The organism is Nocardioides nematodiphilus (assembly GCF_020216525.1).
In the GTDB taxonomy this organism is placed as follows: Bacteria; Actinomycetota; Actinomycetes; order Propionibacteriales; family Nocardioidaceae; genus Nocardioides; species Nocardioides nematodiphilus.
The window spans coordinates 589,134-609,282 of the sequence record NZ_JAIWOY010000001.1; the positions used below are offsets into that span (position 1 = coordinate 589,134).

At 70.0% G+C, this 20,149-nt stretch carries 17 protein-coding genes; 12 read left to right on the top strand and 5 right to left on the bottom strand.

Annotated features, from left to right (window positions below):
- The first annotated feature begins 48 nt into the window (after positions 1 to 48).
- A complete protein-coding gene (locus KSO98_RS02880; RefSeq protein ID WP_225283362.1) occupies positions 49 to 741 on the top strand; it encodes a TetR/AcrR family transcriptional regulator in 693 nt (230 codons plus the stop codon).
- Positions 742 to 773: 32 nt separating this feature from the next.
- On the opposite strand, the gene KSO98_RS02885 is transcribed toward KSO98_RS02880, so the two are convergent.
- Positions 774 to 1,922: an acyl-CoA dehydrogenase family protein gene (locus KSO98_RS02885; RefSeq protein ID WP_225283363.1), complete on the bottom strand. Its 1,149-nt coding sequence runs from the start codon at positions 1,920 to 1,922 to the stop codon at positions 774 to 776.
- A gap of 60 nt (positions 1,923 to 1,982) precedes the next feature.
- Between KSO98_RS02885 and KSO98_RS02890 the strand changes: the two genes are divergently transcribed.
- The 7 genes from KSO98_RS02890 (at position 1,983) to KSO98_RS02920 (ending at position 10,273) form a co-directional block, all read left to right on the top strand.
- Complete coding sequence (locus KSO98_RS02890; protein ID WP_225283365.1) at positions 1,983 to 2,594, top strand: MerR family transcriptional regulator; 612 nt, start codon at positions 1,983 to 1,985, stop codon at positions 2,592 to 2,594.
- 46 nt (positions 2,595 to 2,640) lie between these two features.
- A complete protein-coding gene (locus tag KSO98_RS02895) occupies positions 2,641 to 3,852 on the top strand; it encodes an acetyl-CoA C-acetyltransferase (RefSeq protein WP_225283366.1) in 1,212 nt (403 codons plus the stop codon).
- Between the two features lie 29 nt (positions 3,853 to 3,881).
- Positions 3,882 to 6,071, top strand: a complete 2,190-nt coding sequence (locus KSO98_RS02900; protein WP_225283367.1) for a 3-hydroxyacyl-CoA dehydrogenase NAD-binding domain-containing protein — start codon at positions 3,882 to 3,884, stop codon at positions 6,069 to 6,071.
- Positions 6,072 to 6,177: 106 nt separating this feature from the next.
- The gene (locus tag KSO98_RS02905; RefSeq protein ID WP_225283428.1) at positions 6,178 to 7,137 is read left to right on the top strand and encodes an IS481 family transposase; all 960 of its coding nucleotides are present in this window, start codon (positions 6,178 to 6,180) and stop codon (positions 7,135 to 7,137) included.
- Positions 7,138 to 7,280: 143 nt separating this feature from the next.
- Positions 7,281 to 7,799, top strand: a complete 519-nt coding sequence (locus tag KSO98_RS02910) for a PadR family transcriptional regulator (RefSeq protein WP_225283368.1) — start codon at positions 7,281 to 7,283, stop codon at positions 7,797 to 7,799.
- Positions 7,796 to 9,802, top strand: a complete 2,007-nt coding sequence (locus KSO98_RS02915; RefSeq protein WP_225283369.1) for an NADPH-dependent 2,4-dienoyl-CoA reductase — start codon at positions 7,796 to 7,798, stop codon at positions 9,800 to 9,802. The genes KSO98_RS02910 and KSO98_RS02915 overlap by 4 nt, the downstream gene beginning before the upstream one ends.
- A 60-nt stretch (positions 9,803 to 9,862) precedes the next feature.
- Positions 9,863 to 10,273: an HIT family protein gene (locus KSO98_RS02920; protein ID WP_225283370.1), complete on the top strand. Its 411-nt coding sequence runs from the start codon at positions 9,863 to 9,865 to the stop codon at positions 10,271 to 10,273.
- 43 nt (positions 10,274 to 10,316) lie between these two features.
- On the opposite strand, the gene KSO98_RS02925 is transcribed toward KSO98_RS02920, so the two are convergent.
- Positions 10,317 to 11,714: a glycoside hydrolase family 1 protein gene (locus KSO98_RS02925; protein ID WP_225283371.1), complete on the bottom strand. Its 1,398-nt coding sequence runs from the start codon at positions 11,712 to 11,714 to the stop codon at positions 10,317 to 10,319.
- Positions 11,715 to 11,730: 16 nt separating this feature from the next.
- Between KSO98_RS02925 and KSO98_RS02930 the strand changes: the two genes are divergently transcribed.
- On the top strand, positions 11,731 to 12,405 hold the full coding sequence (locus KSO98_RS02930) for a pirin family protein (RefSeq protein ID WP_225283373.1): 675 nt from the start codon (positions 11,731 to 11,733) through the stop codon (positions 12,403 to 12,405).
- A gap of 61 nt (positions 12,406 to 12,466) precedes the next feature.
- Positions 12,467 to 13,474: a helix-turn-helix transcriptional regulator gene (locus KSO98_RS02935; RefSeq protein WP_225283375.1), complete on the top strand. Its 1,008-nt coding sequence runs from the start codon at positions 12,467 to 12,469 to the stop codon at positions 13,472 to 13,474.
- 3 nt (positions 13,475 to 13,477) lie between these two features.
- Here KSO98_RS02935 and KSO98_RS02940 read toward each other — a convergent pair whose 3' ends face one another.
- From KSO98_RS02940 to KSO98_RS18770, 3 genes are all read right to left on the bottom strand, one after another.
- On the bottom strand, positions 13,478 to 14,929 hold the full coding sequence (locus KSO98_RS02940) for an NAD-dependent succinate-semialdehyde dehydrogenase (RefSeq protein WP_225283377.1): 1,452 nt from the start codon (positions 14,927 to 14,929) through the stop codon (positions 13,478 to 13,480).
- A 321-nt stretch (positions 14,930 to 15,250) separates the two neighbouring features.
- The gene (locus KSO98_RS02945) at positions 15,251 to 17,104 is read right to left on the bottom strand and encodes a penicillin-binding transpeptidase domain-containing protein (RefSeq protein WP_225283379.1); all 1,854 of its coding nucleotides are present in this window, start codon (positions 17,102 to 17,104) and stop codon (positions 15,251 to 15,253) included.
- Positions 17,105 to 17,221: 117 nt separating this feature from the next.
- On the bottom strand, positions 17,222 to 19,033 hold the full coding sequence (locus KSO98_RS18770) for a DEAD/DEAH box helicase (RefSeq protein WP_225283381.1): 1,812 nt from the start codon (positions 19,031 to 19,033) through the stop codon (positions 17,222 to 17,224).
- A 141-nt stretch (positions 19,034 to 19,174) separates the two neighbouring features.
- Between KSO98_RS18770 and KSO98_RS18395 the strand changes: the two genes are divergently transcribed.
- Together KSO98_RS18395 and KSO98_RS02955 are read left to right on the top strand one after the other, a co-directional pair.
- On the top strand, positions 19,175 to 19,303 hold the full coding sequence (locus tag KSO98_RS18395; RefSeq protein ID WP_263642202.1) for a hypothetical protein: 129 nt from the start codon (positions 19,175 to 19,177) through the stop codon (positions 19,301 to 19,303).
- Between the two features lie 153 nt (positions 19,304 to 19,456).
- Entirely contained in the window at positions 19,457 to 20,056 is a 600-nt protein-coding gene (locus KSO98_RS02955) for a YceI family protein (RefSeq protein ID WP_225283383.1), read from the top strand.
- Positions 20,057 to 20,149 lie beyond the last annotated feature (93 nt).

A 20,149-nucleotide genomic window follows, 5' to 3' on the forward strand; every position in this document is an offset into this window, starting at 1 on the left:
TCGCACTCGAGTCGAACGGCGAGCGCGTTGCGTCTAGGCTCCAACACCATGGACGGACGAGCGACCCGGTGGGCGGCTCACAACGACGCGCAGCGTGAGCGCATCATCACCGCAGCGATCGCGCTGTACGACGAGGGCAACACCGCCCCGTCGCTGCAGGAGATCGGCGAGCGCGCCGGCCTGGCCCGCTCGGTCCTCTACCGGCAGTTCGAGGACCGGCGCGACCTGGAGCTCGCCGTCGAGCGCTACGTCCTCGACGATCTGCTTGCGCGCCTGGAGGCGTCACTCGTCCTCGACGGCGCGATCCGCCAGGTGCTGCGACGGGTCGCGTCCACCTACATCGAGTGGGCCGCGACCCACCCCCGTCTGCACCAGCTCTCCGACCTGGACTCGGCCTCCGACGGGCCGCTGAGCCAGGCGATGGAGCGGATCGCCACCCGGATCGGAGGGGTCATGATCCTCGCCTTCCGGGTCACCGGAGCCGAGATCTCCGAGGCCGACGTCGCGGCGACCGACCCCCTGATCCACGGCCTCATCGGCGCGGTCTTCGCCGCCGTGCGACGCTGGCTGCACCTGGGCGCGAAGGTCCCCGACGTCGAGCACATGACCGACCAGATCGTGGAGAGCGCGTGGGCGGTCATCGATGCGCGGCTGCGCGCGTACGGCGTCGAGGTCGACCCCGACCTCCCGCTCGCCCTCGGCGACCTCGACCTGACGGGGCTGGACCTCCTCGGAGCCTGACCAGGGCCCCTCGCAGGGCCCTGGCCGGCGCGTCACAGGCCGAGGAACCGCCCGATGATCTCCTTCTGGATCTCGGTCGTCCCGCCGTAGATCGTCTGGATGCGGCTGTCGACGTACGCCTTGGCGATGGGGTACTCGTTCATGTAGCCGTACCCGCCGTGGATCTGCACGCCCGCGTCCACCGTGCGCTTCTGCAGCTCGGTGGTCCACCACTTCGCCATCGAGGCGAGGGAGGTGTCGACCTCGCCGGCGTTGAGCTTGGTGATGCAGTCGTTGATGAAGACGCGGGCGATGTGTGCCTCGGTCGCCATCTCGGCCATGACGAAGCGAGTGTTCTGGAACTTCCCGATCGGCTTGCCGAACGCCTCCCGGGTCTTGGCGTAGTCGAGGCACATCTCGAGGACACGCTCGGTGGCGGCGACCGCGACCATCGCGACCGAGATGCGCTCGCGCGGCAGCTCGGTCATCAGGTGGATGAAGCCCTGGTTGAGCTGGCCGAGCAGGTTCTCCTTCGGCACGATCACGTTGTCGAAGACGAGCTCGGCGGTGTCCTGCGCCTTCATGCCCATCTTGTCGAGGTTGCGACCGCGGGTGAACCCCTCCATGCCGCGCTCGACGACCAGCAGGGAGATGCCGTGCGCGCCGGCCTCCGGGTCGGTCTTGGCGACCACGATGACCAGATCGGCGTTGATGCCGTTGGTGATGAAGATCTTGGTGCCGTTGAGGACGAAGTGGTCGCCCTTGTCGACGGCAGTGGTCCGGATGCCCTGCAGGTCGGAGCCCGCGCCGGGCTCGGTCATCGCGATGGCGGTGATGAGCTCGCCGCTCACGCAGCCGGGCATCCAGCGCTGCTTCTGCTCCTCGGTGCCCAGGTGGAGCAGGTACGGCACGGTGATGTCGTTGTGCAGCGTGAAGCCGGGCCCGCTGGCGCCGATCCGGGTGATCTCCTCGATCAGGACCGCGTTGAAGCGGAAGTCGTCGACGCCCGCGCCGCCGTACTCCTCGGGGACCTCGAAGGCGAGCAGGCCGGCCTGTCCGGCCTTGGCCCACAGCTCGCGCGGCACGATCCCGTCCTTCTCCCACTGGTCGTGGAAGGGGGCGACCTCCTTCTCCATGAAGGCCCGCGCGGTGGTGCGGAAGTCCTCGTGCTCAGCGTCGTAGATCGTCGGCTTCGTCGGCATGCCCCGAATCGTTACAGCACAACTGTCATGTTTCAAGACTTCGCGGTAATGTCCCGCGCCATGACGCAGGCCCCCGATGCACCGGCGAGTGATCTGACCGTCGACGAGCTGGCCGAGGCCACCGGCGTCTCGGTCCGCAACATCCGCTACTACGCCAGCCTCGGCCTTCTGCCCGCCCCTGAGCGGCGCGGGCGGATCGCGTACTACGGCGTCCGGCACCGCGCGCTGCTCGATCTGACGACCGCACTCCAGGAGCACGGCTTCACCCTCCAGGCGATCGAGCGCTACCTGGCCCGGATGCCCGAGGACATGACCATCGAGGACATCGCGATGCAACGCGCGATGATCACCTCCTGGACCACCCCGGACGCCGACGAGGTCCAGCGCCGGATCGTGCGCGAGCTGCGTGACCTGGGCCTGTCCCGCGACGCGGTCACCGCGGCACACGAGATCATCGAGGGCTACCTCGACGCTCTGGCCACCGACCTGCGCGCCCTGCTCGAGGACCGGCTCCTCGACCCGTGGCGCCGCACCCACCACTCCGCCGACGAGCTGGCCGCCCTCGAGAAGGCGCTGCCGCGCCTACGTGGGCTCGTCGTGCAGTCGGTGATGATCTCGTTCCAGGGCGCCGTCAACCGGGTGATCGGCAAGAGCCTGCGCCGCAGTGCCTGACCCGGTCCGGGGTTGACCCTGACAGTTTTGGTGTCACAATCGTCGCATGGCAGAAGCATTCATCTACGACCACGTGCGCACGCCCCGTGGTCGAGGCAAGAAGACCGGCGCGCTGCACGAGGTCAAGCCGGTCGACCTGGTCGTCGGCCTGATCGACGAGCTGCGCAAGCGCAACCCCTCGCTCGACCCCGAGCGCATCGACGATGTGGTCCTCGGCGTGGTCAGCCCGATCGGCGACCAGGGCGGTGACATCGCCAAGACGGCCGCCCTCAAGGCTGGTCTCCCCGAGACCACCGCCGGCGTCCAGCTCAACCGCTTCTGCGCCTCGGGCCTGGAGGCCGTCAACCAGGCCGCGTCCCGCATCCGCGGCGGCTTCGAGGACCTGATCATCGCCGGTGGCGTCGAGGCCATGAGCCGCGTCGCGATGGGCTCCGACGGCGGCGCCTGGGCGATGGACCCGGACACCGCGCTCGCCACGGACTTCGTGCCGCAGGGCATCGGCGCCGACCTGATCGCCACGATCGAGGGCTGGAGCCGTACGGACGTCGACACCTACGCCGCGGAGTCCCACCAGCGCGCCGCGGCCGCCTGGGAGGCCGGCAAGTTCAAGGACGCCGTCATCCCGGTCGTCGACCGCAACGGTCAGGTCGTGCTCGACCACGACGAGCTGATCCGCCCCGGCACGACCGCCGAGGGCCTCGCCGGCCTCAAGCCGTCCTTCGTCCAGCACGGCCAGGAGGCCGGCTTCGACGACGTCGCGCTGTCGAAGTACCACTGGATCGAGAAGATCGACCACGTCCACCACGCCGGCAACAGCTCCGGCATCGTCGACGGCTCCGCGCTGATGCTGATCGGCTCGGAGGAGGTCGGCAAGGAGCTCGGCCTGACCCCGCGCGCGAAGATCATCTCGGCCGCCGTCTCCGGCGCCGACCCGACGATCATGCTGACCGGTCCGGCCCCGGCCGCCCGCAAGGCGCTGGCCAAGGCCGGCCTGACCGTCGAGGACATCGACCTCTTCGAGATCAACGAGGCGTTCGCCGCGGTCGCGATGCGGTTCATGCGCGACATGGGCATCAGCCACGAGATCACCAACGTCAACGGTGGCGCCATCGCGATGGGCCACCCGCTGGGCGCCACCGGCGCGATCATCCTCGGCACGCTCGTCGACGAGCTCCAGGCCCGCGGCAAGAAGCGCGGCCTCGCCACGCTCTGCGTCGGCGGCGGCATGGGCATCGCCACGATCGTCGAGCTCGTCTGAGCGCGGAACAGGAAACGGAACCCATCGCTATGTCTGACGCTACGTCCGCTGTTAAGTACGACATCGATGCCGACGGCATCGTCACGCTGACCCTCGACGACCCCAACCAGTCGGCGAACACCATGAACGAGCTCTACAAGAGCTCGATGGAGGCCGCCATCGAGCGGCTCCACGCCGAGCAGGAGAGCATCTCCGGCGTCGTCATCGCCTCGGCGAAGAAGACCTTCTTCGCCGGCGGCGACCTGAAGAACATGATGCAGATCCGCCGCGAGGACGCCCACCTCGTCTTCGACGAGGTCGAGGGCGTCAAGGCCACCCTGCGCAAGCTCGAGCTCTTCCCCAGGCCGGTCGTCGCGGCCATCAACGGCGCCGCCCTCGGCGGCGGTCTCGAGATCGCGCTGGCCGCCAACCACCGCGTCGCGGTCGACGGTCGATACGAGATCGGCCTGCCCGAGGTCTCCCTCGGCCTGCTCCCGGGCGGCGGCGGCGTCACCCGTACGGTCCGCATGTTCGGCATCATCACCGCGCTCACCGAGATCCTCGGCACCGGTGCCCGGTTCAAGCCGTCGGCCGCCCAGGCCAAGGGCCTGGTCAACGAGCTCGTCGCCACCCAGGACGAGCTGATCCCGGCCGCGAAGGCGTGGATCAAGGCCAACCCCGAGGCCGCCGCGCAGCCGTGGGACGTCCCCGGCTTCAAGCTCCCCGGCGGCACGCCGTCGAGCCCGTCGCTGGCCGGCTTCCTGCCCGCGCTCACCCCGATCCTGCGCAAGCAGCTCAAGCAGAGCGACATGCGCGCCCCGAAGGCGATCCTGTCGGCCGCCGTCGAGGGCGCCCAGGTCGACTTCGACACCGCCTCGCGGATCGAGTCGCGCTACTTCACCTCGCTGGTCACCAGCCAGCAGGCGAAGAACATGATCCAGGCGTTCTTCTTCGACCTCGGCTCGATCAACGCGGGCAAGGAGCGCCCGCAGGGCGTGGAGAAGTACATGCCCACCAAGGCCGTCGTCCTCGGCGCCGGCATGATGGGCGCCGGCATCGCGTACGTCCTGGCCCGCGCGGGCGTCGAGGTCGTCCTCAAGGACGTCGCCATCGAGTCCGCCGAGAAGGGGAAGGCGTACACCGCCAACCTCAACGAGAAGGCCGTCTCCCGCGGCAAGCTCAGCCAGGAGAAGGCCGACGAGATCCTCAACCGGATCACGCCGACCATCGATGCGGCCGACGCCGCCGGCGCCGACCTCGTCGTCGAGGCCGTCTTCGAGAGCGTCGAGCTCAAGCAGCAGGTCTTCAACGAGGTCATCCCGCACCTCGCCGACGGCGCGCTGCTGTGCTCCAACACCTCGACCCTGCCGATCACCGAGCTGGCCAAGGGCCTCGACAGCACCGGCGGCACGTCCTCGGCGTCCCGCTTCATCGGCCTGCACTTCTTCTCCCCCGTGGACAAGATGCCGCTTGTCGAGATCATCAAGGGCGCCGAGACCTCCGACGAGACCCTCGCCAAGGCGTACGACGTCACGCTCGCGATCAAGAAGACCCCGATGATCGCCAACGACTCGCGCGGCTTCTACACCTCGCGCGTCATCGGCACCCAGATCGAGGAGGGCCTGGCGCTCCTCCTCGAGGGTCAGCACCCGTACTCGATCGAGCGCGCGACCACGCAGGCCGGCTACCCGGTCGGCCCGCTCCAGATCGCCGACGAGCTCAACATGGAGCTCATGGTCAAGATCGGCAAGACCACCCGCGAGGCCGAGGGCATCGAGGAGCTCACGGTCACCGAGCAGGTCTGCGGCAAGATGATCGAGGCGGGCCGGCCGAGCAAGCTCAAGGGCGCCGGCTTCTACGAGTACGTCGACGGCAAGCGCACCTCGATCTGGGCGGGCCTGTCGGACCTCTTCCCGATCGCGGAGAAGCAGTACCCGCTGCAGGACATGAAGGACCGGATCCTGTTCCGCGAGGCGATCGAGACGGCCAAGACGTTCGAGGAGGGCGTGGTCACCTCGGCCGCGCACGCGAACATCGGCTCGATCTTCGGCATCGGCTTCCCGCCGGCGACCGGTGGCGCGGCCCAGTTCATCACCGGGTACGAGGCGGCCGACGGCTCCCTCGGCATCGACGCGTTCATCAGGCGCGCCGACGAGCTGGCCGACACCTACGGCGAGCAGCTGCGCCCGACGCAGTACCTGCGCGACCTGGCGGCGAAGGGCGGGTCCTTCCCCGCCTAGCTGTACCCGGCCATGAGGTCGGTAGCAGCAGACCGTTGACGTGAAGAGAACCTCCGGATGGGGTGTGGCTTGTCGAAGGCCCATCCCGCAACACCCGGAGGTTCTCTTGTCTCACGGTAGTGCCCGCCTGACCGTCCACGGTCGACTGCTGATCGTGCAACGCCACCAGCAAGGCTGGAAACAAGCCCATATCGCCGCCGCGATGGGTGTCTCGCGCAAGTGCGTGCGGACCTGGATCGAGCGCTACAACGCCGAAGGCGAGCCCGGCCTCGTCACGAGGTCCTCGCGACCACACACCACCCCGACCAGGACCAGTGTCGAGGTTGAGCAACGCGTCCTCACCGCTCGTGCCGCCCATCGTGAAGGCCCCGACGTCCTCGGCCCCAAAGTGGGGGTGCCGGCCCGCACGGTGTCGAGGATCCTGCGCCGCCACGCCGTGGCCTATCTGCGTGAGCTGGATCCGATGACCGGTGAGGTGATCCGGTCCTCGAAGCAGACCGCGGTGCGCTACGAACGCGCCCGGCCCGGCGAGCTGGTCCACATGGATGTGAAGAAGATCGGCCGGATCCCCGACGGCGGCGGCTGGAAGGCCCACGGCCGTGACAACGTGAAGCGCGTTCGAGTCAACGGCCCCGGCTACGACTACGTCCACTCACTGGTCGATGACCACTCCCGGCTGGCCTACAGCGAGATCCTGCCCGACGAGAAGGGCGCCACCTGCGCGGCGTTCCTCGAGCGTGCGGTCGACTACTTCGCCGCTCACGGCATCGCCCACATCGAGCGGTTGATGACCGACAACGCCTGGGCCTACCGCTACTCGCTGCGCGAGGTCTGCGCTGTGCGTGGCATCCGCCAGAAGTTCATCCGTCCGCACTGCCCTTGGCAGAACGGCAAGGTCGAGAGGCTCAACAGGACCTTGGCCACCGAATGGGCCTACCGGCAGGTCTTCACCACAAACGACCAACGAGCAGCAGCACTTGCACCCTGGCTCGAGCACTACAACACTCAACGACGCCACAGCGCACTCGGAGGCAAGCCACCGATCAGCAGACTGTCACCAACGTGATGGCCGGGTACACCTAGCTCGGGAAGTTGCTACACGGCTTCAACGATGGCCCCGCGGAATCCCGCGGGGCCATCGGCGTCTGTGACCGTCCACACTCTGCAACTAGTTGCACAATTCGGTGCAACACGACAGACTCGTCGTCCGTGGCCATCGAACACGCGCTCCTCGTCTCGCTGCGCGAGCGCCCGGCCGGCGGGCTCGAGCTCGCCCGGCGGTTCGATCGCTCGATCGGTTTCTTCTGGCCGGCCACGCACCAGCAGATCTACAAGGTGCTGCACCGGATGGCTGCCGACGGCTGGATCGCGCCGACGGGCGACGAGGGCGCCCGGACGACGTATGCCGTCACTCCTCGGGGCGAGGAGGAGCTGGCCGCCTGGATCGTCCGGTCCACGCCCACCGAACGGCTGCGGAGCGAGCTGGCCCTCAAGATGCGCGCGGCGTCGTACGGCGACCGCGCGACCCTGCTCGCCGAGATCGAGGGTCGGGTCGCCGAGCATCGCATCCGGCTGGCCCACTACGAGACGCTGCAGCGTCGCGACTATCCCGAGCCCACCGGCCTGACCGGCCAGGACCTCGACCAGTACCTCGTCCTGCGCGGCGGGGTGTTGCTGGAGGAGTTCTGGATCCGCTGGCTGACCGAATATCTGGAGGCCCACGCATGACCACCTACGACCACCTGCTCTCGCCGCTCACCATCGGCGATCTGACCCTCCGCAACCGGATCGTGATGGGCTCGATGCACACCGGCCTCGAGGACAAGGTCCGCGACATCCCGAAGCTGGCGGCCTACTTCGCCGAGCGCGCCAAGGGCGGCACCGGCCTGATCATCACCGGCGGCTACGCGCCGAACAAGCGCGGCTGGCTCAAGCCGCTCGCCAGCGAGATGAGCAACCGGCTGCAGGCGGCCCGTCACCGCGAGATCACCGATGCCGTGCACGAGCACGAGGGCGCGATCGCCCTCCAGGTGCTGCACGCCGGCCGGTACGCGTACGTGCCGTGGTCGCAGTCGGCCTCGGCGATCAAGGCCCCGATCAACCCGTTCAAGCCCTCCGCGATGTCGAGCAAGCAGGTCGAGGAGACCGCCTCGGACTTCGCCAAGTCGGTCGCGCTCGCGCGCAAGGCCGGCTACGACGCCGTGGAGATCATGGGCTCGGAGGGTTACCTGATCAATCAGTTCCTCGCCGAGCGCACCAACCAGCGCAGCGACAAGTGGGGCGGCTCGGTCGCGAACCGGCACCGCTTCCCGGTCGAGATCGTGCGCCGGACGCGCGAGCTGGTCGGCGACGACTTCCCGATCGTGTTCCGCCTCTCCCTCATCGACCTGGTCGAGGGCGGCCAGACGTGGGAGGAGACCATCGACCTCGCGTACGCCCTGCAGGACGCCGGCGTCTCGGTCCTGAACACCGGCATCGGCTGGCACGAGGCCCGTGTCCCCACGATCATCACCCAGGTCCCGCGTGGCGCGTGGGTCGACTACACCGCCCGCCTCAAGGCCGAGGTCGCGATCCCGGTCTGCGCCTCCAACCGGATCAACACCCCCGAGCTCGCCGAGTCGATCGTCGCGAACGGCCAGGCCGACCTGGTGTCGATGGCGCGCCCGCTGCTCGCTGACCCGGAGTTCGCGCGCAAGACGAGCGAGGGCCGCACGGACGAGATCAACACCTGCATCGCCTGCAACCAGGCCTGCCTCGACCACGCCTTCGAGAACAAGCGGGCGTCCTGCCTGGTCAACCCGCGCGCTGCCCGCGAGACCGAGCTGATCCTCGCGCCCGTACGGACCAAGAAGTCGGTCGCCGTCGTCGGCGCCGGCCCCGCCGGCCTGTCGGCCGCTGTCTCCGCGGCGGAGCGGGGTCTGGCCGTGACCCTCTTCGAGCGCGGCGAGGAGCTCGGCGGTCAGTTCCGGCTCGCGATGGCGGTCCCCGGCAAGGAGGACTTCGCCGACACGCTGCGCTACTTCGGGCGCCGACTCGAGGTGCTGGGCGTCGACGTCCGGCTCAAGACCGAGGCCACGCTGGCCGACCTGCAGCCCTTCGACGAGGTCATCATGGCCACCGGCGTCACCCCGCGCGCGCTGACCCTGCCGGGCGCGGACCTGCCCGGCGTCGTCTCGTACGCCGACCTGCTCTCGGGTCGCGTCGACGCGGGCCGCCGGGTCGCGGTGATCGGCGCCGGCGGCATCGGCGTCGACGTCTCGACCGCTCTGACCCACGAGCCGGAGACGCTCGAGGAGTGGCGCGCGCACTGGGGTGTCGGCGACCCGGCCGCCCACCGCGGCGGTCTCACCGAGCCCGCCCCCCGCGTGCCGGCGCGCCACGTGACGCTGCTGCAGCGCAAGTCCACCCCGATCGGCATCGGCCTCGGCAAGACCTCCGGCTGGGCGCACCGCGCCCGGCTCAAGCAGGAGGGCGTGACCCTGGTGAGCGGTGCCTCGTACGACGCCATCGAGACCCACCCCGAGGGCGGCCTCGTGCTGCGCTACACCGTCGACGGCGCCCCCACCTCGGTGCAGGTCGACACCGTCGTGGTCTGCGCCGGCCAGGAGTCGGTGCGCGACCTGTGGGTCGAGGGTGCGGGCTGGCACCTCATCGGCGGCGCCGACGTCGCTGCCGAGCTCGACGCCAAGCGGGCGATCAAGCAGGGCACCGAGGTCGCCGCCGCGCTGTGAGCGAAGCCGCCGCTGCGGTCCGCCGCCTGCCAGCGGTCGGCGGTCGGTAAGGTCGGAGGCGTGGACTGCCTCTTCTGCGCGATCGTGGCCGGTGACGTCCCCTCGACGAGGGTCTACGAGGACGAGCGCACCTACGCCTTCATGGACATCTCGCCGGCCACCGAGGGCCACCTGATCGTGGTGCCCAAGCGACACTCGAGGGACATCCTCGAGATCGCCGAGGAGGACCTGGCCGCGGTCGCGGCGACCGGCAAGCGGATGGCGCAGCGCGTCACCGACGTGCTCGGCGCCGACGGCGTGAATCTGCTCAACAACCGCGGTGAGCACGCCTGGCAGACGGTCTTCCACTTCCACCTGCACGTCATCCCGCGCTACGCGGACACCTCCCGCGACACCATGCAGCTGCCGTGGATCCCGGCACCCGGGGACGGGGACGCGATCCGGGCCACCGGCGCGCGGCTGGCCGTCTAGGGCGTGTCGCTCAGGCCGGCGTCAGCGACGTGAGTCGAACGCCCTAGGTGGCGAGCGGCTCGGGGCGCTCGCCCGGCTCGCCCTGACGGCCCCTCTGGCCGGCGATGAACGCCGCGTACCAGTCGAACGACCTCTTCGGCGTACGCGTGCCCGTGGCGCGGTCGACGTGGACCAGGCCGAAGCGCTGGGTGTAGCCGTACTCCCAGTCCCAACCGTCGAGCAGATCGCCGACGTAGTAGCCGCGGATGTCGACGCCCCGGGCGCACGCCTCGGCGATCGCACCCAGGTGCGCGGTCAGGAAGTCGATGCGCGGCTGGTCGTCGACCACACCTGCGGCGTCGGGCTCCGCCCGGTAGGACGCGCCGTTCTCGGTGATCACGAGCGGCGGCAGCGCGCCCCGGAACCGCGCCCGCATGAGGATCAGCCACTCCCGCAGGGCAGACGGCACGACCGGGCAGAAGGTGTCGGTGACCGGGTAGCCGAGCAGGGGAGCGAAGACGAACGGCGACTCGGCGTCGACGTCATCGACCTCCGTGATGGGCTCGGGCGCCGCTGCGATCCGCAGCGGGTGGTAGTAGTTCACGCCGTAGAAGTCGAGCGGCTGCCGGATGGTGGCGAGGTCGCCCTCCTGGACGAGTCCCTCGGCGAGCACCTCGAGGTCGACCGGGTAGCGGCCGAGCAGCATCGCCTCCAGGAACAGGCCGTTCCACAGCGAGTCGAAGAGCTTGCTGGCGCCGACGTCGGCGGGGTCCTCGGTCATGGGCCACATCGGCGCGTGGTTGTTGGCGCACCCGATCGTGGTGGCGCCCGCGGCGCGTAGGGCGATGACCGCGCGCCCGTGGGCGAGCAGCATGTGGTGACTGGCCGGCAGCGCGCCGAAGACCATCCGCCTGCCCGGGGCCCACTCGCCGCTGTCGTAGCCCAGGTACGCGTGGGCGTTGGGCCCCTGGAGCGGCACCCACGAGGAGACCCGGTCGGCGAACCGCGTGCCGACGAGATGGGCGTACTCGCCGAAGGCATCGGCCGTGGACCGGTTCAGCCAGCCGCCGTCGTCCTCGAGGGCCTGCGGGAGGTCGTAGAAGCAGAGCGTGGCCATCGGCTCGATGCCGGCGCCGAGCAGGGTGTCGAGATAGCGGTCGTAGTGGTCGACGGCCAGCGGGTTGAGCGGACCGCGACCGGTGGGCTGCAGCCGAGGCCAGGCGAACGAGAACCGGTGCCCGTCCACGCCCAGGCGGCGGAGCAGCTCGATGTCCTCGCCGAAGCGGTGGTAGCTGTCGGCCGCGACCGCGGCGTCGCTGCCGTCGATGATCGCCCCCGGACGACGTACGAAGCGGTCCCAGATGCTGTCCCCGCGTCCGTCCTCGGTCGTCGCGCCCTCCACCTGATAGGCGGCGGCGACAGTCCCGAAACGGAAGCCGGATGGGAGCCGAGGATCAACCACAGGCACAATCTTCCTCGTGACCGTCGAGATCCGCCGAGGAACCACCCGATTCATGGACCGAGGTCCGGGTCGAGCGACCTGGCACAGCCTCTCGTTCGGGCAGCACTACGACCCCGAGCGGCTGCGGATCGGTCCGATGGTCTGCCATGACGAGCACCTGCTCGGAGACGGCAAGGGCTTCGAGACCCACCAGCACGACGAGCTCGAGATCGTCAGCTGGGTGGTCAGTGGCGCCGTCACGCATGTGGACTCCCTCGGCTCGGAGGTCACCCTCAGCGCCGGCCAGGTGGGTCACCTGCGCGCAGGGTCGGGCGTCACCCACAGCGAGGTGGCCGCCGCCCCCCAGACGCGGTTCGTCCAGGTGTGGATCACGCCGGACGAGCCGGACCTCGAGCCTGCGTACTCCGCGCCCGACGTCAGCCTCGAGTCCGGCCGGCTGGTCGAGGTGCTCCGCCCGACGTCGACCGCGGTCTTCTCGGTCGCCCGCCTCGCGGCGGGTGAGAGCGTCACCGTCCCGGCGGGCCCGATCCGGCACGTGTACGTCGCGGCCGGCGCTCTGCTGCGCTCCTCGCTTGCCGAGCCGCTGACCCAGGGCGATGCGTTCGTGGTCTCCGACGAGGCTGACGCCACCCACGACCTGACCGTCACGGCCGCGATCGAGACCGAGCTCCTCGTCTGGCGGCTCGGCTGAGCCGATCGGTCCAATGTCCCGCGCGAGCGGTGAGCGGCATGGGATTCTTGAGAGCGTGCCCATGACCGATCCGACCCAGCCGCCGGCATCGGAGTCGTCGGCTGCGCCGCCGGCCTTCGCCGGGCCGGTCGGCACGGCGTGGGCATCGGTACGCGCGGGCCGGATCCGGGCGGCCCGCAGCGAGCTCACCCGGCTGCTGGAGCCGGAGGATCCGACCACGCAGAGTGATGACCAGCGGGCTCTCGCCCTGCTGCTCCAGGTCGAGATCGATCTGGCCAGCGGCGAGCTCGGACACGCGACCGCCCACGGCAGCGGCATCGCCGAGATCGAGGGCCCGATCGCCGAGCTCGCGCGAGCGCTGGCTGCCGGCGAGACCGCCGCCGCCTACGGCGATCACGCCGAGGCCCGCGACCACTTCCTGGCCGCCGGCGCCCTGCCGGGAGCCGAGCTGATGCTGGTCCGCCCCTGGTGGGTCGGCGCGGTGATGGCACTCGTCAGGACCGGCCGACGCCGCGAGGGGGCCGAGCTCGCCCGGGCGCAGCTCGCCCCCGCCGAGCAGAGTGGTGACCCGTTCACGCTCGCCCACGCGCTGCGCGGGCTGGCCACCGCCGACGCCGACCGTCAGCCGCTGACGCTGCTCGATCAGGCCCGCACCCTCGCCGTCGAGGCCGGCTGCCAGCGCCTCGCCGTCCAGCTCGACACCGACATCGCGGCGATGAGCATCCTGGCCCCCGGCATGCACGGCGCCGAGCTCGCGCCCCCACTGCGCGCGGCGGAGGCGTACGCGGCCGAGGAGGGCCTGTGGCCGCTGCACAACCGTGTCATCGGCCTCCTGCTCCGGATCGGCCAGGAGCCGCGCCCGGTGATGGGCCTGGCCCTCGACGTGCTCACCGAGTCCGAGCAGCGCGTCGCACGCCTCGCCGCCCGCTCGATGACCAACCGCGAGATCGCCGCCGAGCTCGGGGTGAGCATCAAGGCCATCGAGTGGCACCTCTCACGCACCTACCGCAAGCTCGGCATCAGCTCCCGCCAGGCCCTGATCAGCATCCTGGACACCCCCGCGAGCTGACGATCAGGTCCCCGCGGGGATCGCCACGTACGCGGTGTCGAGATACTCCTCGATCCCCTCGAACCCGCCCTCGCGACCGAAGCCGGACGACTTCACCCCGCCGAAGGGCGCTGCCGGGTTCGAGATCAGACCGGTGTTGATCCCGACCATGCCGAACTCGAGCGACTCCGCGAGGCGGATGGTGCGGGCCAGATCACGCGTGTAGGCGTACGAGGCGAGGCCGTACTCGCTGGCGTTGGCGCGCGCCACGGCCTCCTCCTCGCTGCTGAAGGTCGTGATCGGGGCGACGGGGCCGAAGATCTCCTGGGTGTTGATCTCCGACTCCGGGTGCACGTCGACCAGCACGGTAGGGCTGTAGAAGAAGCCCGGACCCGCCGGCACCGTGCCGCCGGTGACCAGCCTGGCACCGTCGTGGATCGCGTCGGTGACGAGCTGGTGGACCGACTCGACCGCCTTCTCCTCGATGAGCGGGCCGACGTCCACACCGGCGTCCTGGCCCCGGCCGACGGTCAGCGCAGACATCCTCGCCGCGAGCTTCTCGCCGAACTCGGCGGCGACGTCCTGGTGCACCAGGAAACGGTTGGCGGCGGTGCACGCCTCGCCCATGTTGCGCATCTTGGCGACCATCGCACCGTCGACCGCCGCATCGATGTCGGCGTCCTCGAAGACGAGGAAGGGCGCGTTGCCGCCGAGCTCCATCGACATCCGCTGGAGGTTCTCCGCCGACTGGCGCACCAACACCTTGCCCACTGCCGTGGAGCCGGTGAAGGAGACCTTCCGGAGCCGGTCGTCCTGCATCAGCGCCTCGCTGACCTCACCCGAGCGCGAGGACGGGATGACGTTGAGGACCCCGTCGGGCAGTCCGGCCTCCTGGAGAACGGAGGCGAGGGCGAGCATCGTGAGGGGCGTCATCGAGGCCGGCTTCACTACCATCGTGCAGCCGGCCGCGATCGCCGGCCCGATCTTGCGGGTGCCCATCGCGAGCGGGAAGTTCCACGGGGTGACGAAGAGACACGGCCCGACGGGCTTCTTGACCGTCAGCAGCCGGCTCCCGCCGGCCGGTGCCTGCATCCAGCGCCCGTGGATCCGGACCGCCTCCTCGGAGAACCAGCGGAAGAACTCGTTGCCGTACGCGACCTCGCCCTTGGCCTCCGCGACGGTCTTGCCCATCTCGAGGCTCATCAGCTCGGCGAAGTCGTCGGCGCGCGCGTTGACCAGCTCGAAGGCGCGCCGGAGGATCTCCCCGCGCTCGCGCGGTGGCGTACGGGCCCAGTCGTGCTGGGCGGCGACCGCGGCGTCGAGGGCCTCGATCGCATCGTTCACCGACGCGTCCGCGACCCGGGCCAGCACCGACCCGTCCGCGGGATCGAGGACCGCGAAGTCCTCACCGCCCTCCGCCTCGCGCCAGGACCCTCCGATGAGAAGGCCGCGCTGCTGCTCCGGAACAAGCTTCATAGCCGTCATGACATCCAGACTGGCACCTGGGCACAACCACGTCGCGGACGCCGGGGTCGCGGCGCAGGTTGTCCTGTGCGTGCGGTGGCAAGGCGGAGGAGGAGCCGTGGCGGAGCCACGGCGACTGACGACAACGCAGCCAGCGTGCGTGCAGGGCGGCCGGCGGTCGGCCCGCCGGTGGCCGTGCCGTGGCTTATTCGACAGGGCGACGCACGACGTTGCATCATGGGAACATCGAATGAGGAGGGAGCACTCCGGAATTCGAAGAAGAGGCCCTCCTGACCCCATGCAGTCGAGGGCCTCTTCGCCATTTCGGTGAGGTCAGTGCGCTCCGCGCAGGAATCCCTCGACGATCGGGCCGGCGGTCTCCGCACCGGTGACGCCCTCGTCGACGTAGACCGCCACGGCCAGGTCGCCCTGCGCGGCGATCATCCAGGCGTGCACGAGCCGCTTGCCGTCGCGGTCGAACTCCGCGGTGCCGGTCTTGGCGATGACCGGCTTGCCCGGGATGTCCGCGAGCCCGGCACCGGTGCCACGCTGCACCACGGCCCGGAAGATCTGTAGGAGCTGCGTGTGCTCCGGCGCGCTGATCGGGTCACCGCCGGCCTTGACGTGGGTGTCGGCGATCAGCGTGGGCACCGTGGAGACGCCACGCTGGATGGCGCCGATGACGCTGGCCATCACCATCGGGGAGGCGAGGACCTTGCCCTGGCCGATCATGTCGGCGGCCCGCTCGGTCTCGCTGGCCGGCGCCGGGGCCTGCCCGAAGTAGGCCGGGAAGCCGGTGTCGTGGTCGATGCCGAAGCCGAGCGAGGCGGCGGCGCCGACGAGGTCGTCGTGGGCGACCGAGTCGCGCTGGCTGATCATCGCGGTGTTGCACGAGTTGGCGATCGCGGTGGTCAGGGAGACGTCACCGAGCCCGCTGGCCGGGTAGTCGGAGTCGTTGGTGAACTTCTTGCCGTCGACCGTGAGCGACGGCGTGCACGGCACGGTCGACTCCGGATCGCGACCCTCGCGCAACAGGGCGAGGCTGTCGATCGTCTTGAAGGTGGAGCCCGGGGGCATCCGACCGTACGTGGCGAGGTTGAGACCGCCGTTGCCGGGACCGTTGGCCGCGGCCAGGATCCGGCCGGTGCTGGGGCGCAGCGCGACCAGGGCGCTGGCCGGGCGGACCCCGGAGAGGAGCCGCTCGGCGAGCGTCTGCAGTCGCAGGTCCAGCGTGGTGACCAGCGGCTTCCCGTCGACCGGCGGGGCGTCGAAGATCTGGGTGATGGTGCCGTCGCCGGCGACACGCTGGACCACCGTGCCGGGGGTGCCGCGCAGCTGGGTGTCGTAGCGGGCCTCGAGCCCGCTCGTGCCGGCGAGGTCGCCGGGGTGGTAGGTCTGCGGGTCCTTCTTGACCATCTCCGCGGTGACCGGCCCGACGCGGCCGAGGATCGGGGCGGCGAAGTCCTTGGTGGGCGCGAGCGAGGCGCTGGTGTGCTGGGCCACGGCGCCCGGGATCGCGTCGAGCTGGCTCTGCGTGAGCGGCGCCTCGGCGGCGCGATAGGTGATCGCCGGGACGAACTGCTGGGGACCGGCCGCCTTGACCTGCTTCACGAACCCGCCGACGTCGACGCCGAGCCGCTGCGCCAGGCGCCGGGCAGCGGGTGCCGGCTTGCCGTCGGCGCCGAGGCGGGCCTTGTCGAGGCCGTAGATGACGACCGGGCGCTCGGTCACGAGGACCTGGCCGCCCGCACCCATGATCTGCCCGCGCTGCGGCTGCACGGTGGTGGTCCGCAGCGTCGCCTGGGGATCGGTCAGCGCGTCGTTGACGATCGTCGGGCTCCAGGTGATCGGCCCGTCGCTGCCCTGCTTGGTCGCCGTGGTGCTGTACGTCCAGGCGCCGCCCCGCATCGGCCAGCGCCAGTCGAGCGTGGTGCCGTGCGCGGTGACCCTGGGCTTCGTGCCGGTCATCCCCGCGATGATGCGCTGGTAGTCGGCCTTCGCCTCCGCGGCGGTGCTGCCGTCGGCGAACCGCACCAGGTCGAATCCCATCGCGCCGCTGAGCGCGGCGGCGAGGGCCACCACGTTGCTCGCCCGATCCGGCTCGTTCGGCGGCGTCACCCCGCCGCCACCGCCACAGCCACTGAGGGTGAGCGCGAGGGTCACGAGCCCGAGACAGATCCGTCGCATACGGACGTTCTACCAGTGACGCCCGACAACGAGGGAAGGGCCGGGACCCTTGGCCCCGACCCTTCCGATCACGTGCGTGAAGCTCAGTCCGGGCCCGCCGGACGGCCCACTGGCTCCTCAGTCCTTGCGACGCGGCTTCTTGCGCGCCTGGTCCGACCAGCCGCCGTCGACGTCCTGGTGCTCGGAGGAGCCACGGCCGCCCTTCGGGCCGGTGGAGCCGCCGCCCTCGTCGGGGCGCAGCTCGATCAGCTTGCCGCTGATCCGGGTCGCCTCGAGCGCGCGGTAGGTCTCCGCGGCGAGGTCGGCGGGCAGCTCGACCAGCGAGAAGTCCGGGCGGATGGTGATGTTGCCGAAGTCGCCACGGCGCAGGCCGCCCTCGTTGGCGATGGCGCCGACGATCTGGCGGGGCTCGACGCGGTGGCGCTTGCCGACGCTGATGCGGTAGACGGCCATCGGCTGTCCGTTGCCGCGCGAGCGCGAGCTCTCGCGGGGACCGCGCTCGCCGCGACCCGGGCGGTCGCCGCGGTCACCACGGTCGCGGTCACGGTCGGTGCGCTCGGTGCGCTCGCGACGCACCGGCTCCGGCCGGTCCTCCAGGAGCAGCGGCACGTCGCCCTGCAGGACCACGGCGAGCGCGGCCGCGACATCGACCTCGGGCACGTTGAACTCGTCGACGTAGTGCTTGACCACGTCGCGGAAGAACTCGACCTTGGCGGTGTCGTTGAGCGCCTCGGTGATCTGGTCGTCGAAGCGGGAGAGACGCGTCGCGTTGACCTCGTCGGCGCTCGGCATCCGCATCTCGGCCGGGGTGGCCTTGGTGTGCTTCTCGATCGCCTTGAGGAGGTAGCGCTCGCGGGGGGTGACGAACGAGATCGCGTCGCCCGTGCGGCCGGCGCGGCCCGTACGACCGATGCGGTGGACGTAGGCCTCGAGGTCGGTCGGCAGGTCGTAGTTCACGACGTGCGAGATGCGCTCGACGTCGAGACCGCGGGCCGCGACGTCGGTGGCGACGAGGATGTCCAGGCCGCCGTCCTTGAGCTGGGCGACCAGGCGCTCACGGACGTTCTGGGTGACGTCGCCGTTGATCGCGGCGGCGTTGAAGCCGCGCGCGCGCAGCTTCTCGGCCAGCGTCTCGGTCTCGCCCTTGGTGCGGGTGAAGACGATCATCGCCTCGAAGTTCTCGACCTCGAGGATGCGGGTGAGGGCGTCGACCTTCTGCGGGTACGACACCATCAGGTAGCGCTGGGTGATGTTGACGTTGGTCTTCGTCGCCGACTTGATCTGGATCTCTTCAGGGTTGTTCAGGTACTTCTTCGACAGGCGACGGATCTGCGGCGGCATGGTCGCGGAGAAGAGCGCGACCTGCTTGCTGTCCGGGGTGTCGGCCAGGATCGTCTCGACGTCCTCGGCGAAGCCCATGTTGAGCATCTCGTCGGCCTCGTCGAGGACCAGGAAGCGCAGCTTCGACAGGTCCAGCGTGCCCTTGTCGAGGTGGTCCATGATGCGGCCCGGGGTGCCGACCACGACGTGGACGCCGCGGCGCAGCGCGGTCAGCTGCGGGCCGTAGCCCTGGCCGCCGTAGACCGGCAGGACGCGGATGCCGGGCATCTTGGACGCGTAGCGCTCGAACGCCTCGCACACCTGGAGCGCGAGCTCACGGGTGGGGGCGAGGACGAGCGCCTGCGGCGAGGAGACGTCCTTCGGGTCGAGGTTGGAGAGGATCGGCAGGGCGAACGCCGCGGTCTTGCCGGTGCCCGTCTGCGCCAGTCCGACCACGTCGCGACCATCCAGCAGAACCGGGATGGTGGCGGCCTGGATGGCCGAAGGGGTCTCGTAGCCGGCGGAGGTGACGGCGTCGAGAACGGCATCGGCGAGGCCGAGCTCAGCAAACGTAGGTGCGGGCGCGGTGGTCTCGTCGGTGTTGCTCACCACACCAAGGTAGAGCGTGTGGGAAGGGTCGTGTCATTCCTTGATGCGGTGCGTCCCATCACAGGCCGCATCACAACCGCTTGCCTTTTACCTACCGGTGCCGATACCTTAGGTGAACAGACGGTGAACAGGAGGTGTCTCATGAAGGAATCCAAGGTGTCGAAGCAGCTCACGCTCCACTGGGTGCCGGTCGTGGACGCGCAGGGTCGTACGCACATGGAGGCGGTCTGGACGACCGACGCCGTGGTGCACACCGCACACGCTGCCTGAGCACACCACCCAGCAACCGACAGGGCCGCGACTCACACGAGTCGCGGCCCTGTCATTTCTGTTCACCGAGAGTTTTCCTCCCCCTCGGGAATGGATCCGCCCTCGCCGACGCTAAGGTGGTCAAAGATTCAACCAACCAGGAGGACAGACATCATGGGCATCTTCAGCAAGAAGGCCGCTACGACCACCGAGGTCTTCGACGCGCCGACCGCCGCCGTTGCTGACATCTCGGGTGACTACACGCTCGACGCCTCGCACACCCGCCTCGGCTTCAGCGCCCGCCACGCGATGGTCACCACCGTCCGCGGCTCGTTCACCGGCTTCGAGGGCACCGCGCACGTCGACACCGCGAACCCGGGCAACTCCACGGTGTCGGTCAAGATCGACGCCTCCACGATCACCACCGGCAACGCCGACCGCGACGGCCACCTGCTCTCCGGAGACTTCTTCGAGACCACGGCGCACCCGTACATCACCTTCGAGTCCACCGCGGTCGCCTTCGACGGCGAGACGTGGGACGTCACCGGCGACCTCACCATCAAGGGCGTCACGCACTCGATCACCGTCCCGTTCGAGGCCACCGGCTCGGCCCAGGACCCGTACGGCAACACCCGCGTGGGCTTCGAGGGCGCCGCGTCCCTCAACCGCTCCGACTGGGGCCTGACCTTCAACGCCGCGCTCGAGACCGGCGGCGTGCTGGTCTCCGAGAAGATCAAGCTCGAGTTCGACATCTCCGCGATCAAGACGGCCTGAACCCGACCGTCCGGTCCTCCGCGCTGGGAGAAATAATCCAGCTCTCCCCGTGACAGACGATGACGGGTGTGGCTACGGTCACACCCGTCATCG

Coding starts and splice junctions, on each gene's coding strand:
- KSO98_RS02880 (WP_225283362.1), top strand. CDS start 49: ATGGACGGACGAGCGACCCGGTGGGCGGCTCACAACGACGCGCAGCGT.
- KSO98_RS02885 (WP_225283363.1), bottom strand. CDS start 1,922: ATGCCGACGAAGCCGACGATCTACGACGCTGAGCACGAGGACTTCCGC.
- KSO98_RS02890 (WP_225283365.1), top strand. CDS start 1,983: ATGACGCAGGCCCCCGATGCACCGGCGAGTGATCTGACCGTCGACGAG.
- KSO98_RS02895 (WP_225283366.1), top strand. CDS start 2,641: ATGGCAGAAGCATTCATCTACGACCACGTGCGCACGCCCCGTGGTCGA.
- KSO98_RS02900 (WP_225283367.1), top strand. CDS start 3,882: ATGTCTGACGCTACGTCCGCTGTTAAGTACGACATCGATGCCGACGGC.
- KSO98_RS02915 (WP_225283369.1), top strand. CDS start 7,796: ATGACCACCTACGACCACCTGCTCTCGCCGCTCACCATCGGCGATCTG.
- KSO98_RS02935 (WP_225283375.1), top strand. CDS start 12,467: ATGACCGATCCGACCCAGCCGCCGGCATCGGAGTCGTCGGCTGCGCCG.
- KSO98_RS02940 (WP_225283377.1), bottom strand. CDS start 14,929: ATGAAGCTTGTTCCGGAGCAGCAGCGCGGCCTTCTCATCGGAGGGTCC.
- KSO98_RS02945 (WP_225283379.1), bottom strand. CDS start 17,104: ATGCGACGGATCTGTCTCGGGCTCGTGACCCTCGCGCTCACCCTCAGT.
- KSO98_RS18395 (WP_263642202.1), top strand. CDS start 19,175: ATGAAGGAATCCAAGGTGTCGAAGCAGCTCACGCTCCACTGGGTGCCG.
- KSO98_RS02955 (WP_225283383.1), top strand. CDS start 19,457: ATGGGCATCTTCAGCAAGAAGGCCGCTACGACCACCGAGGTCTTCGAC.